Origin of the sequence: Streptomyces kronopolitis (assembly GCF_050953795.1) — a bacterium.
Lineage (GTDB): Bacteria > Actinomycetota > Actinomycetes > Streptomycetales > Streptomycetaceae > Streptomyces > Streptomyces kronopolitis_A.
The window spans coordinates 6,426,362-6,443,112 of the sequence record NZ_CP191850.1 but is presented as its reverse complement, the minus strand read 5'-3'; the positions used below and the strand labels follow the sequence as shown (position 1 = coordinate 6,443,112).

The 16,751-nt window shown below is 71.5% G+C and carries 12 protein-coding genes; 2 read left to right on the top strand and 10 right to left on the bottom strand.

The features are described 5' to 3' along the window. Window positions 1-134: 134 nt before the first annotated feature. The 8 genes from ACQP17_RS28450 to ACQP17_RS28415 form a co-directional block, all read right to left on the bottom strand. On the bottom strand, window positions 135-1,967 hold the full coding sequence (locus ACQP17_RS28450; RefSeq protein ID WP_433858826.1) for a BTAD domain-containing putative transcriptional regulator: 1,833 nt from the start codon (window positions 1,965-1,967) through the stop codon (window positions 135-137). 111 nt (window positions 1,968-2,078) lie between these two features. Next, window positions 2,079-3,104 (bottom strand): isopenicillin N synthase family dioxygenase, encoded by a 1,026-nt coding sequence (locus ACQP17_RS28445; protein WP_433858825.1) that lies wholly within the window; start codon window positions 3,102-3,104, stop codon window positions 2,079-2,081. Further along, window positions 3,101-3,790, bottom strand: a complete 690-nt coding sequence (locus ACQP17_RS28440; protein ID WP_433858824.1) for a 7-cyano-7-deazaguanine synthase — start codon at window positions 3,788-3,790, stop codon at window positions 3,101-3,103. The genes ACQP17_RS28445 and ACQP17_RS28440 overlap by 4 nt, the downstream gene beginning before the upstream one ends. A 105-nt stretch (window positions 3,791-3,895) precedes the next feature. Further along, window positions 3,896-4,876, bottom strand: coding sequence for an aspartyl/asparaginyl beta-hydroxylase domain-containing protein (locus ACQP17_RS28435; RefSeq protein WP_433858823.1), 981 nt, complete (start codon window positions 4,874-4,876; stop codon window positions 3,896-3,898). Between the two features lie 342 nt (window positions 4,877-5,218). After that, the gene (folE, locus tag ACQP17_RS28430; RefSeq protein WP_433858822.1) at window positions 5,219-5,809 is read right to left on the bottom strand and encodes a GTP cyclohydrolase I; all 591 of its coding nucleotides are present in this window, start codon (window positions 5,807-5,809) and stop codon (window positions 5,219-5,221) included. A 36-nt stretch (window positions 5,810-5,845) separates the two neighbouring features. Continuing rightward, a complete protein-coding gene (locus ACQP17_RS28425) occupies window positions 5,846-6,208 on the bottom strand; it encodes a 6-pyruvoyl trahydropterin synthase family protein (RefSeq protein ID WP_433858821.1) in 363 nt (120 codons plus the stop codon). A gap of 31 nt (window positions 6,209-6,239) precedes the next feature. Then, a complete protein-coding gene (locus ACQP17_RS28420; RefSeq protein WP_433858820.1) occupies window positions 6,240-6,953 on the bottom strand; it encodes a 7-carboxy-7-deazaguanine synthase QueE in 714 nt (237 codons plus the stop codon). A gap of 13 nt (window positions 6,954-6,966) precedes the next feature. After that, on the bottom strand, window positions 6,967-7,749 hold the full coding sequence (locus ACQP17_RS28415) for a class I SAM-dependent methyltransferase (protein ID WP_433858819.1): 783 nt from the start codon (window positions 7,747-7,749) through the stop codon (window positions 6,967-6,969). A gap of 420 nt (window positions 7,750-8,169) precedes the next feature. Here ACQP17_RS28415 and ACQP17_RS28410 point away from each other — a divergent pair, with 420 nt between their 5' ends. Beyond that, on the top strand, window positions 8,170-8,316 hold the full coding sequence (locus tag ACQP17_RS28410) for a hypothetical protein (RefSeq protein WP_433858818.1): 147 nt from the start codon (window positions 8,170-8,172) through the stop codon (window positions 8,314-8,316). Window positions 8,317-8,338: 22 nt separating this feature from the next. Here the strand turns inward: ACQP17_RS28410 and ACQP17_RS28405 are convergent, their stop codons facing one another. Continuing rightward, complete coding sequence (locus tag ACQP17_RS28405) at window positions 8,339-11,254, bottom strand: BTAD domain-containing putative transcriptional regulator (RefSeq protein WP_433858817.1); 2,916 nt, start codon at window positions 11,252-11,254, stop codon at window positions 8,339-8,341. 512 nt (window positions 11,255-11,766) lie between these two features. Beyond that, window positions 11,767-12,735: a GlxA family transcriptional regulator gene (locus tag ACQP17_RS28400; RefSeq protein ID WP_433858816.1), complete on the bottom strand. Its 969-nt coding sequence runs from the start codon at window positions 12,733-12,735 to the stop codon at window positions 11,767-11,769. Between the two features lie 979 nt (window positions 12,736-13,714). Here ACQP17_RS28400 and ACQP17_RS28395 point away from each other — a divergent pair. Next, window positions 13,715-16,495, top strand: a complete 2,781-nt coding sequence (locus ACQP17_RS28395; RefSeq protein WP_433858815.1) for an AAA family ATPase — start codon at window positions 13,715-13,717, stop codon at window positions 16,493-16,495. Window positions 16,496-16,751: the final 256 nt, after the last annotated feature.

Below are 16,751 nucleotides of genomic sequence, written 5' to 3'. Positions count from 1 at the left end.
TTCCCCGAACTGCACCGCCGGGTGTGGCCGGCGGTGCAGTTCGGGGAAGGAGTCACGCGCCTCTTTCCCGCCTTCGCGGACGCTGCTGACAAAGATTTTCACGCTGGGGTGAGACGCTCCCGGTGCCGCGAGCGTCAGGCGGAGCACATGGCCGGCGCGCTGTGCGGCCGCGCCGCGAACGGGCGCGTCCCGAGCTCCCATTCGTAGGAGAACCGGCCGTTCTCGCACGGGTGCCGGGCGCGCAGCAGGTAGCTCTCCGCCAGCTCCTCCAGGAGTTCCTCCGCCCGGCGGCCGCTGATCCCCAGGGTCGCCGCGGCCAGCGCCGGCGTGAGCCGGTCGGGGACGCCGGGGGACAACAGCGCGTACGCCAGGGACCGTAAGTCGGCGGGCAGCGCGGCGAGGGTCCGGTCGAAGCCGGCCCGCACGCCCAGCGCGTCGCCCTCGGCGCCTCCGGACGCGAGGACCCAGGCAGTGGCCTGCCGGGCCGTCCAGTGCGGGCGGCGGCGCAACTGCGCGGCGACCGCGAAGAGCACGCCCGGCAGCCCCCGGCACAGCCGGGCCAGCCGTCGCAACCCCTCCGGGTCCATGGTGGTCCAGTGGCTCGGCACGGAGGATGCCAGCAGGTGCAGACAGTCGGCGAAGGGCAGTCCGGCCAGCTCGACATGGACCGCCGAGGAGGACACGAACAGCCGCCGGCGGCTGCCGATCACCACTCCGCAGCCGGCGCCGGACGGCAGCAGCGGCGTCAGGTCCCCCACGTCGCACACGTCGTCGAGCACCACCAGGACGCGGAGGTCGGCGGTCCAGGTGCGGAACAGCAGGCTCAGGTCGGTCGCGCCCAGGCGCAACTGCTCCTCCGCCGCGCCCAGTCCCCGCAGGAACGAGCGGAGGATCTCGGCGGCCGGCACCCGCCGGCCGGCGCCGTCGCGGAGCCGCGCGTAGAGCCGTCCGTCCGGGTAGTGACCGCTCACCTGATGCGCGGCGTGCAGGCACAGCTCGCTCTTCCCGGTGCCGGGGGCGCCCCCCACGATCACGAGCGGCCGGTCCTCCCGCCCCCGCCCGGCCAGGGCCGCGGTGACGCGCGCCAGCTGGCCGGCGCGTCCGGTCAGACGCTCGCGCGGAGCGGGCAGATGGCAGGGCGCCCGGGTGGCGGCGGTCACGGCCGTGAGCCGCCCGGCGGGACGCAGCAGCGCCTCGTCCGACGCGAGCACGGCCGTGTGCAGGGCCTCCAGCCGGGGCGAGGGGTCGAGGCCCAGCTCGGTGGCGATCCGCTCGCGTGCCCGGCGGTAGACCTGGAGTGCTTCCGCCCGCCGGTCCATGCGGTAGAGCGCCGTCATCAGGTTGCCCTGGGCCCGCTCGTCCGTCGGTTCCCGCCCGGCCATCGAGGTGAGTTCGCCGAGCACCTCGTGGTGCCGGCCGAGGTGCAGGTCCGATTCGATCCGCAGGTGGTGTGCGCCGGTACGCAGTTCCTTCAGGCGGATCGCCTCGGCCCTCAGCGTGGGGCCCTTGCGCACGTCCACCAGGGCGTCGTCCCGCCACAGCCGCAGCGCCGCGGCGGCCGTGTCACGGGCGCGGGCGAAGTCCTCGTCGCGGAACTCCGCCCGGGCCCGGGCCAGCAGCGGCTCGCAGCGGAAGACGTCCACGTGGTCGGCGGGCAGCGACAGCTGGTAGCCGCCGTCGACGGTGCCCAGCAGCGGCCCGGCCGCCCGTACCGCGCCGCCGCTCCTGGGATTGCCGAGCGAGAACCGCTTCCTGAGCTGGTAGACGTACGTCTGCAGTGCGGTGTGCGCGCTGGCCGGCGGGTTGTCGTTCCACAGCTCGTCCATGAGTTGCTCGAAGGGCACCACCCGGCCCGCGTTCAGCACGAGCATTGCCAGTGTCTGACGTACTTTCTGGGCGGCCGGCGCCATGTCGACACCGTCATCGTCCCCGTAGGCCTGGAGCGGCCCGAGAAGGTTGATTCTCATGAAATTCGCCCTGTCTCATGTTCGTTCGGTCCCCGTCGGACCGGCCGGCGACGCCACCGCCGGGCCCGACCGCTCGGGCCGGGCGGTGAGGATGTGCTCGGCCGCCCGGGGTCAGGAACTCCTGGGCCCGGCTGCCGCGGCCAGGTCCGGGTGGTGGCGGGCCACGATGTCGGGGAAGGAGCGGATCAGCCCCTTCATGACGTTGTCGCCGTAGAGCGCGAACAGCGGGTTGCCGGCGACGTCGATGACTCCGCCGGCGCCCTCGACATAGGGGCTGGGCAGCGGCTGCATCGTGGCGTCCAGCCGGGGGTTGTAGAAGAAGGGGATGGAGTAGCGGTTGACGCCCGGGGCGGGCCGGACCACCCGGTGCTGGGTGGCACGCACATAGCCCCTGGTCGCCACCTCCAGCAGCTCTCCCAGGTTGACCACGAACGCTCCCGGGATCACCGGCACGTCGGCGAACGTGTCCTCCTCGACCGCGACCTGGAGGCCGCCGTTGTCGTCCTGGACGAGCAGCGTGAGGAGCCCGAGGTCGTTGTGGATGCCGGTCCCCTGACCGGAGCCGTCGTCCTCGCTCGGCTGCGTGGGGCCGGGGTAGTGCAGGAGCTTGAGGTGAATCTGCGGGTCCGGATCGACCACCTCGTCCAGGAACCCGGCGGGGGCGTCGAGCGATTCGAGCAGGAGCCGCAGCAGTCGGTGCGACAGGTCGGTCAGCCGGGTGATCCACGACTCGATGGCCGGGCGCAGCTCGGGCATCGCCTCGGGCCACTGGTTCCGGCCGATCAGGCAGCGGTAGGCGGGATCGCCGGGCGCGGCCGGCGTCGCGGGCTGCTCCGGCCCGATGTCCAGCTGCCGGCGCTGGTCGGGGATGCCCTTGGTGTGTTCGCGGCCGAGTTCGGAGTAGCCGCGGAACAGCGGCGAGTCGAGGATGTTCAGCGCGAGCCGGTCGGCCTCGGGCAGGGCGAAGAACCGGCGGGTGAGGTCGAGCATCTCGTCGGCGTCCTCGATGCCGTGGCCGACGAGCTGGAAGAAGCCGATCTCGTGCACGGCCCTGCGCAGCCGGGTCAGGAACGCTGCCCGGTCCTCCTCCGAACCGGCGGCGTCACGGATGTCGAGCACGGGGAAGGTGTCGGTCATGACAGCTCCTTCGAATCGCTGGTCTGGTAGGGCGTCGGATCGGGCACGCCGGCGTCCCGGAAGGCGTCCTGCCGCTCCCGGCAGGCGGCGCACCGTCCGCACTGCAGCGCGTCGCCGCGAAAGCAGCTCCAGGTATCGGTCCAGGGGACGCCGAGTTCCTCACCGAGCGCCACCACGTCGCTCTTGCGCAGCCTGACCAGCGGCGCGGTCAGCGTCAGGTCGGGGTGCGCGTATCCGCGGGTCGCGATCCGCTCCATGGCGAGGAAGGAATCGATGAACGCGGCATTGCTGTCGGGCGCGGCCTGCGCGTCGTCGACCACGCCGACGGCGACCGCTTCCGCCTTCTGGGCGACGGCGACCGCGAAGGCGACGGACAGCAGAAGGGCGTTGCGGTTGGGTACGACGTTCGGGCTCCCGCCGGTCGACCCGCTCCGGTGGTCCGGCACGTCGACGGTCGGGTCGGTGAGCGAGGAGCCGCTCAGCAGCGCGCCGACGGGGCTGAGGTCGACGACATCGTGCGGCACCCCGAGCGAGCGAGCCGTCTTCGCGGCGAACTCGTGCTCGACGAGATGGCGCTGACCGTAGTTCACGGACAGCAGGTGGAGTGTGTGTCCTTGCGCCTGGAGGTGGTAGGCCATGGTGACCGAGTCCAGGCCACCGGACACGATTGCGACAGTTTTCGGCATGCGTCGACTTCCGGCTGACGTAGAGGGATGTGGAGTTTCAGCGCTTCGGGATCGGTGCGGCGGGGTGCCGTGCGCCGGAGCGGCGGCGGGCGTGCCCGGCGTCCGTCACGCCGCGGGCGTGGCCGGGACGCTCAGCCGCTCGGTCCGTTGGCCCTTGCGGTAGATCAGTTCGACCTCCGGCCGCGGACCGTCCAGCCTCGTGGTGAGGGTCCGCTCCTCGCTCCATCCGACCAGGCGGTACTCGTTTCGGCCGAGGGCCGCCAGCGGGAAGAGGTGGTCCTGGGGGGAGCGAACGGCAAGGCCCGTGCCGGTGTCGACGATGCTGAAGTTGGCCTGGGGCTGCGGGCCGGTGAGCGACCCGAACTCCTCGATCTCCAGCAGGTGCGCCGGCGCGTCGAACGCACACCGCGCGGCTTCCCGCTCCCGGTCGGTCAGCTCCACGGTCGGACGGTTGTAGAGCACCTCCGGGCCGTTGAAGTAGTCGGCCCAGTCGGCCGGGAACAGCCGGGCGAGTTCCGGTGTGACGAGCACGTCCACGACGAGGTGCACCCGGTGCTCGGGGCCGAGGTTCTGGATCTGGTGCATGCGGCTGAAGTCGCCGAACCAGAACTCACCGGGCTGCCAGCGATGGAGCACGCCGTCCAGGTCCAGCGTGGCTTCCTCATGGGTGGTGACCGGGATGTGCAGCCGGGCCACCCCCCAGTCGGGGGCGAACTTGGCATCGTTGTGGCGGTATCCCACGACGTCGGGGCCGAGATCCATGAACCGGACCGCGTAGAGGGGTCCGGGTATCGAGCGCAGGACCTCGCGCACGTACGGCATGTGGTCCAGCCACTCGGTGTCGGCGAACTCCGCGGAGCCGGGGCCACCCGGGTCGGTGCGTGTCTTGTCACCGCCGGGGCTGCGCACCGACAGGCAGCGCCAGTCCTGCTCGGCCCATCTGGAGACCCGCCCGTTCGTGTACGAGCTCTGCTCGTCCCACAGGTGGTCGCGCGCCGTCATGAGGTCGGCCAGCAGCCGGTCGGCGTCCAGCTCGGGGAGCAGCCGCACCGCTCCCGCAGGCGTCGAGGAATCGTTGACGTTCATCGTTGTCCTTTCATGTCGACCGGACCGGATTCGCTGGTGGGTCGGGAGGAACGGCCTCGGTTGGTGCGCGGGCCCCGGCAGCCGCGGCGGCCGGGAGTGCGCCGCCCCTCGGCCGTGCGGATCCCGCACGGCCGAGGGGCCGGCCACCGGCCGATCGCCTTCCGGTGGGCCGGGCCCACGGCACCGGCCGGCCGAAAGGGCGGGCCGGGCGATCGTCGCGACGCCGGTGAGGACGACGGTCGCCCGGTCCGCCGGAGCGGGCCTGTCATGCCGGTGGGGCCACCGGCCGGGCAGCGCCCGAGGGAGCGCTCACCGCCGTCACGTGCGGAGCCGGACGGCTCGTCAGGCCCGGAGCAGGTCGAACAGCTCGCCCCGGAGCCCGGGGTCCGTGCTGAACTCCCCGCGATAGGCGGTCGAGGTCATCTGCGCGGCCGCCTTGATGCCGCGCATCGACATGCAAAGGTGCTCGCCCTTCGCTATGACCGCGACGTCCGGGGTGCCGCTCAGGGTGCTGATCTCCAGCGCGATCTGGTCCACGAGACGCTCCTGGACCTGCAGCCGGTGCGCGTACTGCTGGGCGACCCGGGCGAACTTCGACAGCCCGAGCAGCTGGCCCGTCGGGCGGTACGCGATCGTCACGGAGCAGTTGAACGGCAGGAGGTGGTGCTCGCACAGCGACCAGACCTGAATGTCCGAGACGACGACGAGCTGGCTCGTGCCGATGGACTCGAAGAGCGTGCCCAGCGAACCCGGGTCGTAGTTGATGAACTCTCGCCACCAGCGGGCGAAGCGCGCAGGGGTGTCGCGCAGTCCTTCGCGGTTCGGGTCCTCGCCGATCTCCTCCAGGAGTTGGCGGGCGAGTCCGACCAGGGGGTCGTCGGTCGTCCTCGCGGCGGACGGGTCGCTGTCGAGTTCCAGCTTTGTCACCGACATGCGGTCACCTTTCGTCGGGCTTCGGAGTGTTCGGCCTCACGGCCGGTACTCGGCCCACGTCTTGGGAGTTTCTGAGATGCGTACACAGGTCAACTCGGGAAACTTCGTCAACCATGTCTTGTAGATCCAGGCCGCCATGTTCTCGGCCGTCGGATTTCCGTCCATCACATCGTTCAGATGCCGATGGTCAAGGTGATCGTCCAGCCAGGACTTGAATGCGGACAGTTCCCCGTAGTCTCGAACGAAGCCCACGGGCAACAGATCCGCGTCATCGGCCGCAAGCTCCAGCTCGATCACGTAGTTGTGCCCGTGCATGCGGGCACACTGGTGGTCGGGAGCGAGGCCGGCAAGCCGATGACTGGCCGAGAATTCAAATTTCTTCGTGATGCGAAATGTCATCGATCCGATTTCCCTTCGCGCGTGCCGTTGCTCACACGCCGCGTTTGTCGTCCCACACCAAGGTGTGCAATCTGGTCGTCAGGTTCCAGCCGCGCTCCACCACCGCGTCGGCCAACTCGCTCATGTGCTTGGTGACATCGTCGGCGCTCCGCCCGATCGGCATGATCCATACCGAGGACAGGTCGAAGGCGGCGACCAGCTCGGCCACTTCGTCGAGATCGCGGGTGTTCTGGCAGACGAACTTGAACGTGCTTTCCGGCAGCGCCGAAAGGCTGGTGAGTGCGGCTGGGACAATCCTGCGATGCCGGGGGTCGCCCGAGTGCGACAGCTTCGGCGAGACGTTGAACCTGACTCCGGCGGCAACGAGTTCGGGGTGCGCGGCGTGCGTCCCGTTGGTCTCGATCTCGATCTCCACCCCGCGTTCGGTCAGCGCCGCCACCAGCGGAATCAACCGCTCCTGCTGGCCCAGGGGCTCACCGCCGGAGATCACGATCAGATCGGTGCCGAAGCCGAGCAATTCCGCGGCCACTTCTTCGACCGGCCGGCGGTGCAGCTCCTTGCGCGGATCGTGGGCGATCCCGCTGTCCGCGGCTCCGGTCCAGTCCCAGGTGTAGGGCGTATCGCACCACGAGCACGACAGGTTGCACCCGCCGAGTCGCAGGAACGCGCACCTGCGCCCCAGGGACCGGCCCTCGCCCTGGACGGTCGGACCGAAGATTTCGTTTACTACGAGATCCTGCTCCATGGCGCACCGTTTCCTATGAGTGCGACGGCTCGACGGCCGCCGGCTTCTGCGCCTGCACGAGGAACCAGTGCCGACTCAGCCGGACTCCCTGATCGACGGACACCGCGGCGACATAGCGGTCGAAGGCTTCCTTGTCCGCCGCCGAGTCGTAGGTGTCGATGATCGGCACCTGGTGCAGGAACGTGTCCAGGTCGTCCGGCGAGTGGTAGAACTCCTCGAAACGGAACGACTGATTCTTCGTCACGACGAAGCCCGCGTCGGTCAGTTCCTGAGCGATTCCCTCCGCCAAGGGCCGGCCGTTCCAGCTGTCGAAGTCCTGGCCGCGGCCGAACGTCTCCTTCAGCTCGCGTGCGTCCTGCTCCCCGATCCCCATGTACATCACGACCCCACCGGGGCGCAGCACCCGCTCGAATTCGGCGGGGACCAGCGGACCGCGGCGGGAGGTGACCACATCGGCGTAGCCGTCGGGCAGCCCCGTGCGGGTGGCGTCGCACAGCTCGAACGTGACGTGCGAGAGTCCTGCCTCCGCTCGGTACCGCGCGGCGCATTCCAGCATCGACGTCGACAGATCCATCCCGGTCACGTCGCCGTACGCGGGAGCGATGCGCAGCAGGCTCCGCCCGTCGGCGCAGCCGACATCCAGCAGCCGGGCATCCGGCGTTCCCAGGGCCTTCGCCAGTTCGTCGAAGACGTCGTCCGGGCGGCCGTCGGGGAATACGTCGGTGCTCCGCGCATCGCTCCGATAGCCACCGAATCGCTCGGCGACCCGGGAGTAGAACTCCGCGTCCATCGTCATCGGCCGTGCACCTTCCCCTGAACCACGGTCGAGGAGAGGCCCTGGTGCGTACACACCGGTTCCTTTCTCTTCCGTGGGAAATCCCTGACACGGTCTACCGCTGCCGTCGCGGAAGGCTTTGTGCCGCGCTGCGATGCGGTTTCCGGGACGCCGGACGCCGTCGGCGTCACCGCGTCCCGGGTCACTACGGTCATTCGGACCACTCCTTGAGGCCGTCCCCTGAAGGGGCGCCGAGGTCTGCAGGACCCAATCTCCGGTGCCGCCCTATCGGCCCGGCATCACGGCGCATCCACGGCGGGAAAGGGACGGGATAGAACGGTGATAGCGCGAGCATGCGGCGGGGATGGACGCCCGGCCCACACTTGGTTTCAGCAACGCCGGGACGGATCGCGAAACGGGTTGCTCGGGAGGGGAACCGAGATGGCCATCAAGACAGTGCTTTCCGCCGCGGGGACCGGCGTCGTGCCGGTCCTGGGCGCGGCGGGCCCTCGGCACGCCGTGGAGCGCGGCCCGGTCGCCGGGTTGCCGGCCGGCGAATCACCGGCCGGCAACACACCGTGGACCTGACGGAGCGGCCTGTCCTGAGGCGTCAGCCGACCGGCGTCATCGCCCTGCCCAGGATGGCAACGATGTCAGTGCGTACGGCGGCGGCCCCGCTGTGGTCCAGGATCCGCTCCCGGATCCTGGCCGAGCGCGAGTAGAACTGGACGGCCCGTTCCACCCGGTGCAGGTGTGCGTTGACCCGGCCGAGGTCGTGCAGCACATACCCCTCTCCGACCAGGTCTCCGCTCGCCCCGACCATGGCGAGGACCTCCAACAGGGTCTGTTCCGCGGCCTCGTACCGCTGCTGGTACATCAGCATCTGGCCCAGCCGCCGCAGGGTGAGGGCCTGGCCCCGGTCGAAGCCGGCCGACCGGCAGATCCCGAGCGCCTCGTCGAGATACGAACGGGTCCGCGCGAAATCCGCCCGCCGCATCGTGATCTGCGCCATCTCGCCCAGCACGTAGGCCCGGCCGATGACGTCCTGCGCCCGTGCGAAGTGACGCTCGGCGCTCTCGTAGCGGGCCAGCGCCCGGTCGTCGTCACCGTGGTGGCGCTCGATACGCGCGAGGTCACGCAGACACAGCGCCTGGCCGCTCGGCTCCCCGAGCCGCTCGAAGATCTCCAGAGCGGTGCTGAGGTAGGGGCCCGCCGCCTCGTACTCGCCCCGGTAGAGGTGCAGGGTCCCCAACGAGCCGAGCACCGCCGCCCGGCCCCGTTCGTTGCCGGCCTGCTGCACCGCGGTCAGCGCCACCTGATGGGTGCGCTCCCACAGCTCGGGATAGCCACGGGCCTCGAAGAGCGTGACCAGCGTCGTGGCCAGCTCCCAGCACAGCTCGTCCAGCCCGGACCGGGCCGCCAGCTCGACCGCGTTCAACAGGTTGGCCTGCTCGCTCTCCAGCCACCCGAGCGGGTCGCGAAGACACCGCTGGACGATGTCCGCCGGCGGATGCCAGCGCTCGCCCCGGCCCGCCACGATGGTGTACGCCCCACCGTGGATCGCCCGGTGCGCCCCCTCGGCGAGCGCCATCCAGCCACCGACCATGCGCCGCACCGCTGCGGCACGTTCCGCCTCGGGAATCTCCTCGGGCAGCCGTTCGTGCGCGACCATCCGTACGACCTGCGACAGCCCGCACCGGAACTCCCCGGCCCGGTCGGTGGCGGTGATGTCGAGGAGCCGCATGTCGATGAGCGGCTCCAACAGGTCGGCGGGGTGTGGCGTGCGGTCGTCGAGGAGGGCGGCACCCAGCCAGCACGGAATCTCCGTCCCCTCGGCCAGGCTGAGCAGGCACAGCAGGCGGCGGTCGGCCGCCGACAGGCCGTCGTAGCTGAGCGAAAGACTCGCCCGGATCGACAGCTCGCCGTGCGCCAGCTCGTCCAGCCGGCGTTGCTCGTTCTCCAGCCGGTGCCACATGGAGGTCAGCGACCAGTGCGGGCGCGCGGCCAGGCGTGCGCCGATGATGCGCAGCGCGAGCGGCAGCCCGCCCACCAGGCGTATGACGGCCCGCGCCGCCTCCCGCTCGCCCTCCACCCGGTGCTCTCCGATGATCCGCCCCAGGAGCTGGGCGGCCTGCTCCGGGCCCAGCGGCTCCAGGTCGAACCGGCGGGTGCCCGGCAGCGCCGTGAGCTGGCCGCGGCTGGTGACCAGCACACCGCTGCTGCCGGTTCCGGGCAGCAGCGGCATCACCTGCGACTCGCTCACCGCGTCGTCCAGCAACACCAGGATCCGGCGGCCGGCCAGCAGACTGCGGTACATCTCCGCACGCTCGTCGAGCGCATCGGGGATGGCCTGGCCCGGTACACCCAGCGCCCGCAGGAACCGCCCCAACGCCTGGGCGGGGTCGACCGGTTGACCGGCCGGGCCCCGCAGGTCGCAGTAGAGCTGTCCGTCCGGGTAGTTGTCTGCGGCGAGTCGGTGCGCCACGTGCCTGGCCAGGGTGCTCTTGCCGACACCTGGCCTGCCCAGCACCAGGACCACGTTCAGCCGGCCCTTTTCCCGTCCCCCGGTGACGGCGTCGCAGACCGCCGACACGAGCAGGTCGTCGGCCACGAGGTCGCCTGTGTCGGCGGGAAGTTGCCTCGGGGTGACGACCGGGTCGGGGTCGGCACCGCGCTCCTGCGCCGCCTCGGAGGGCGGCGGAGCCACGGGAGGGTGCGGTGCGGCCGGTTCGGCCGGTGTCAGGACGGCGTCGTCGGTCAGGATGGCCTGCGCCAGGTCGCGCAGTTCCCTTCCCGGGTCCAGTCCCAGTTCCTCGGTGAGCATCGCGCGGCCCTGGTGGTAGGTGTCCAGCGCCTCCGCCTGCCGGCCCGAACGGTACAGCGCCACCATGAGCTGCCCCCGCAGCCGCTCACGCAGCGGATGGTCGGCGACGAGCTGCATCAGCTCGCCGACCAGGTGTTCGTGACGACCCAGCTCCAGCAGCAGCCGCATGCAGGTCTCGACCGCCTCCAGGCGGCTCTCGTCCCACTGCGCCGCGGTATTGGCGAGGACCTCGCTGGGGACACCGGCCAGACACCGCCCGCGCCACAGGCCTGTCGCCGTGCGCAGTGTGTCCACGGCGGGCATCTTCAGGCCGTCCCGGGCCAGCGCGTGCGCTTCCGCCACCAGGCGGCGGAAGGTGCCGACATCGGTCGCGTCCTCCGACGCCCGCAGGACGTAACCACCGGCGCGGGTCTCGATGATGGCGTCGACTCCCCCGTCCGACAGTGCCTTGCGGAGCCGGGAGACGCAGATCTGTACCTGGGCGCGTGCGGTCTTCGGTGGATGGTGAGCCCAGATGACGTCCACCAGACGGGTCGTCGCCACCACCCGGTTCAGTTCGAGCACCAACGCCCCGAGGACGACCTCTTGTCGCCCTGGTGCCACGGATACGGCGCCCAGCTCGCCGCTCACCTCCAGCGGTCCGAGCACCCGGAAGGGAGCTGCTGTTACGCCACTGTCTTCATAACCTGCGGAGACTGCCATGCATAACCTGCTTCTTCGGTATCAGCCAGGCGATGTGGTCCGGCTTGCAAAGGGGGACGGCTCATATCGACCTGCCTAATAAGCCGTCACCCTTGACCGCGTCGCCGAGCACCGTCAGGGGCCCGGATGCGGCCGGCGTCGATGTGCCGTGCCACGGATTCCCACCCGCCGTGGTGTTGCGTGGCGGGGAGAACCCCGCCGGCAGGGTGTCGTTCATCGAGAATGCTCCGATCAGCGGTGTACCGGGACATGAGTAAGGAGGAAGGGAAGGGTGCGGTGTGCGCCCTTCGGGAGACCGAGGTCGTGGTGTACCGCGTCGCTCGCCCGGCGGTGCGTTCCCTGTGCTGTTCGTGGTGGGTCCCGCCGTTGACGCGCGGTCCCACGACCGGGTCGGCGGCCGGCTCAGCGGAGGGCTGACGGTGTTCCACCACCCGCGGCGCCCGTAGGCGTCCAAGCGGCGTACCGGTGGCAATCGGGCCGCTCACCGCGAAGGACGGGACCGGCCGGCTCCGTCAACCCGCCCGGGAGAAGTGGTGGCGGTATTGGCCCGGGGTGACGCCCAGGGTGCGCTTGAAGCGGCGGTGCAGCGTCTCGGCGAAGCCGAAGCCACAGGCCCGGGCGATCGCGTCGATGGTGGTGTCCGTCGTCTCCAGCAGGGACCGCGCGGCCTCGACGCGGACGGTCTCCACGTAGGCGGCCGGGGTGAGGCCGGTCTCGGCGCGGAACACCCGGGTGAAGTTGCGCTCGCTCATACCGGCTCGTTCGGCGAGCACCCGGACGGTCAGATCGTCGGCGAGGTGGTCGGTGACCCAGGCCTGAACGTCCCGCAGCGGCTTTCGCGTGGGCCGCTGCGCGGCGAGCTGAGTACTGAACTGCGCCTGACCGCCCGGCCGCTGGACGAACATCACCAGCATCCGCGCGACGGCCCGGGAGATCTCGGGCCCGTGGTCCTCCTCGACCATGGCGAGGGCCAGGTCCATGCCCGCGGTGATGCCGGCGGAGGTCCACACGTCCTCGTCGTGCACGAAGATCTGGTCCGGACTGACCGTCACGGACGGATGCCCCTGGGCCAGCCGCTCGCAGGCCGCCCAGTGCGTCACCGCGCGCCGTCCGTCGAGCAGCCCGGCCCGCGCGAGCAGGAAGGCGCCCGTACACACGGAGGCCACCCGCCGGGCCCGGCCGGCCGCCCCCTTGAGCCAGCCGATCAGCTCTTCATCGTCCACCGCCTCCCGGTCGCCCGGTCCGCCGACGACCACCAGCGTGTCCAGGGGTCCTTCACACTGCCGGACGCCGCTGCCGGCCGCTACCTCGATACCGTTGCAGGCCCGCACCGCTCCGGCCCGGCCCGCGACGATCTCGAGGGCGTAGCCCTCCCCCTCGGGAACCCACCGTTCGGTCTGCGCGAAAACCTCATGCGGTCCCGTCAGGTCCAGCACCTGAAACTGCGGATAGACGAGGAAAACGACGCGCCGTTGTGTCACCCGGGCATCATGGCCCGCCGCGTCATTTGGCGGCAAGGACACAAACATGACGATCTCCGCCATGAGCGTGGTGCCGGGTTCCGCTTCCGGCGGGTACGGCTGCGGGCGACGGAACGGGTGCGGCACGTGGCGGCAGGCACGGGAACGTGAAGGGAGCGGGCGGCTGGTGGCACATCGCCGCGGCAAGTCCCTCCCGCCGGCCGGGAAGGCGCCCGGCGGGAGGGACTTGCCGGGGCGGGCGCGTGGCCGTCGTACCCGGACCGTCGCCGTCCGGTGGAGGTCGTCGCGCACCGCGTGAGGCGGAACTTCCGGTTCCCTCCCGGCTTCGGTCCGGCCGAGGAGCCGGTGCGCCGGCTCGGTGGGACCGTTCCCCGCGGGGCCGTGCGCGGCCGCTGCTTGGCTTCCCGCCAGGGGCAAGAGGCCCGGGGCGGCCTGCGAGCCGCGGGGTGCGGTGGCGGGGAGACGTCCGCCGGAAACCGGTGCGGCCAACACAGCCGATTCGCGCGGGTGTTCGTCCTCTTGGCGCCGCAACCACGCCACCGTGAGGCATGCCGGACCTAAGCGTCGCGCCTGCTGACGCTCTGTTACCACATGGGTGTGCACCGCCACGGAATTCCGAGCCGACGGAATGGCTGTGCCGTCCGCCCTGCCGGCGGATGTCATCCGGATCGAGTTGAGCACAAGGGCCCCTTTCCACGGCCCCCGCCGCCTCCGTGAAGTCAGAGGCGAGTGGGAGCTGTTCACTCTCACCCTCGTGGGACGCTCGTGACCAGCGCAATCGTGGACCACCACAACACGGACCACGAGATCGGCCGGCCCGCACCACGAGAGTGGGAAGGTGAGCGCGGGCGCGACATTCCCGTTCCGTCGCGCCGATGCGCGACGATGGTGGTACTTCTCACGGTGGGTCACGCCACCAATATCCGGCGCACTCCGTCCTGGTGAGTGAGGGCACTCACGTCGACACAAGGAGGCAGGGATGTCCCGACCGGCATGTGCACTACGCGAGGCGGCACGGCTGCTGGCCACCACGATCGAGCGCGCGCGTGCGGGCACCGGCCGTCTGGTCCTGCTGCGCGGTGCCACCGGCACGGGCCGCACCACGGTCCTGGAGACCGCCGCCGAGGACGCCGCCGCCCACGGCATGCGGGTGCTGCGCGCGCGCTGCTCCGCCGGCGACTCCGCGATCCCCTTCGCCACGGTCCAGCAACTGTTCTGCCACCTGGCCGAGTTCGCCGATCCGGCGGGGGACGGCGAGGAACGGGCCACCGGCCGCCGGCTGCGGCGGGTACTGCGCGGGTACGCCGAGCAGGCACCGCTGCTGATCACCGTGGACGATGTGCACCTGGCCGACCCCGCCTCCCGCCGCTGGCTGGTGGAGACCGCCCGGCTCATGGACCGGCTGCCGATCGTCCTGGCGGCCACCGAGCGCAGCCAGTACGACGTCGACCCGCCCGCACAGGGACTCGCCCACAGCCTCTCCCCCGCCCTGGTCACGAGCTACACCCTGAACCCGCTGTCCGACAACGCCGCCGGGACGGCGGTCCGTTCGGCCTTCCCGGACGCCGACGAGTCCTGGGTCAAGGACTGCGTACGGGCCGGCGCGGGCAACCCCCTGCTGCTGCGCGCCCTGCTGGACGACCTCTCCGACGGCAGCCACCCGGTCGTGCCGGACACCTCGGCCGCGCTGTATCCGGGAGCTTTTCCGGCGGCCGTGCAGTGGTGGCTGGACTGCGCCGGCCCGGGTACCGCGGAGGTGGCGCGGACGCTGGCGATCCTGGACGAGGGCTGGTGCCACGGCCCCACCCCCGGCGCGGAGTTCCCCGCCCTGCACCTCCCCGCGCTCCTCGCCCAGCTCTCCGGCGCCGACCCGGCCCGGGTCGCGGGCTGGATCACCGCGATGACCGGCTTCGGACTGCTGCGCCCCGACGGCCCGGGTCGCACCCGCTACGCCCATCCCCTGCTGCGGGACGGGATGCTCACCGGCGTGCCCGCGGCCCGGCGGCGCGTCGTGCACCGGACGACCGCCGAGATGATGCTGCAGCGCGGTGTCTCCAGCGAGATCGTCGCCCGTCAACTGCTGCTCACCGACGTGGTGGACGCGCCCTGGGCGCTGCCGGTGCTCCAGGACGCCGCTTCACTGGCGCTGCGTGCGGGGCAGATCGAGGACGCGGTGGCCTTCCTGCGCCGCGCGCTGGACCAGCCGCTCTCCGACGAGGGCAGACAACGCCTGCTGACCGAACTGGGCTCGCTGGAGTACGCGGTGCCCGGTTCCTCGGCCGCGATCCTGACGCTCACCGAGGCGCTGCGGCTGCCGGGGCCGCCGCAGGAACGGGTGCGCGCCGCGGTCGCCCTGGGGACGGCACTGACCGGCCGCGGCCGGACCCGCGCGGGCGTCGAGGTGCTGCGCTCACTGTACGACGGGCTCGACGACCGTCCCGACCTGGTACGCATCCTGCGGCAGGCGTTCTTGCAACTGTCCGACAAGGAAGCCCTGGTGCGGCACGAGGCGTACAAGCTGCTGGCCGAGGGGGCCGAGCGCGCGCCGGAGTCGATCAGCACGGCCGGCCACGCGTTCCTGGTGAAATACGCCGTCACGGCGGGTCTCAGCTCGGCGAAGGAGGCGACCCTGCGCCTGCGCGGCCTGCTGGCGGAACCGGCCGACCCGCTGTCCGAGCCGTACCTGCTGGGGTCGGCCGCCGCGGTCGCCCAGTGGGCCGACGAACTCGACGAGGCCGAGCGGCTGGTGGAGCGCGGTCTGGCCGGGCAGCGCCCCGATGTCCTGCACCCCATGCACGAGGCGCTGCTCAACACCCAGCTGGACATCGTCGCGGCACGGGCCGACTACCCGCGCCTGCTGGCCGACCCGCCGCCCGCCGCCGCGGCCCCGACCAACGCCCACGCCCACACGCTGACGGCCCTCGTGGAGACCGGCCGCATCGCCGAGGCCGAACGCCTCGCCGCGGCCTTCGACCTGCGGACGGCGCCGGAGTCCTGGGAGCTGAACCGGTTCCTGTACGCCCGAGGGGAGCTGCGCGCGGCCAGCGGCGACATGGTGGGAGCCCTGCACGACTTCCTGGAGTGCGGGCGCCGCCAGTCGGCCCGGGAGATGTTCAGCCCGGTCGTCACCCCGTGGCGCACGTCCGCCGCCGAGTGTCATCTGGCTCTGGGCGTCCCACGGGAGGCCCTCGACCTGGCCGAGGAGGAGCTGCGCCTGGCCCGGGTGTGGAACACGCCCCGCACGGTGGGCCGGGCACTGCGTGTCCTCGGCTCCGCGACCGGCGGGCGCCGGGGCCTGCACCTGGCTCAGGAGGCGGCACGGATGCTGCGTGGCGGCCCGGCGGGACCGGAGCGCGTGGCGGCACTGCTGGCCCTGGGCCGTCAGCTGACCGCCTCGGGCGAGTCCTCCCGCGCCCGCGACATCCTGCGCGAGGCGGCCGGGCTCGCCGAACACCTGGGCGCGATAAGGCTGCGGGACCTGGCGGAGGAGGCCCTGCGGGCGGGCGGCGCGCGCCGCCCGGCGACGCGGACCGGCGCCGCCTCACTCACCGACAGCGAGCGCCGTATCGCCGAACTGGCCGCGGGAGGACGCACCAACGCGGAGATCGCCGATCTGCTGCACCTGGCCCGCCGCACCGTGGAGACCCACCTGACACACAGCTACCGCAAGTTGGGCATCCACGGACGCAGTGCCCTGAGCACGGCCCTGACCGGGGGCGACACGGCGCCCGGGCCTGCGACCAGCGGCCGGGACACATAGGGCGGGCCACCGAAGACGCCCGGAGTCGGCCACTCATGGCACGCACGGTCACGCGCGCCAGAGCCACCCCGCGGCACGGTACGCGGCCATGAAGCCGTGCTCCGCCTCGCACCCGATCCCGCCATGTCACCCGACGGAGCGATCACGCTCGAACACAACTCCCCTTCCATGAATGACAGTTCGACATCGAGGTGACTCCTCGCACCCCTTGGCGTCGTCTTATTCCGAATGCCTCGGTTACGGGGGCGGGTTCCGT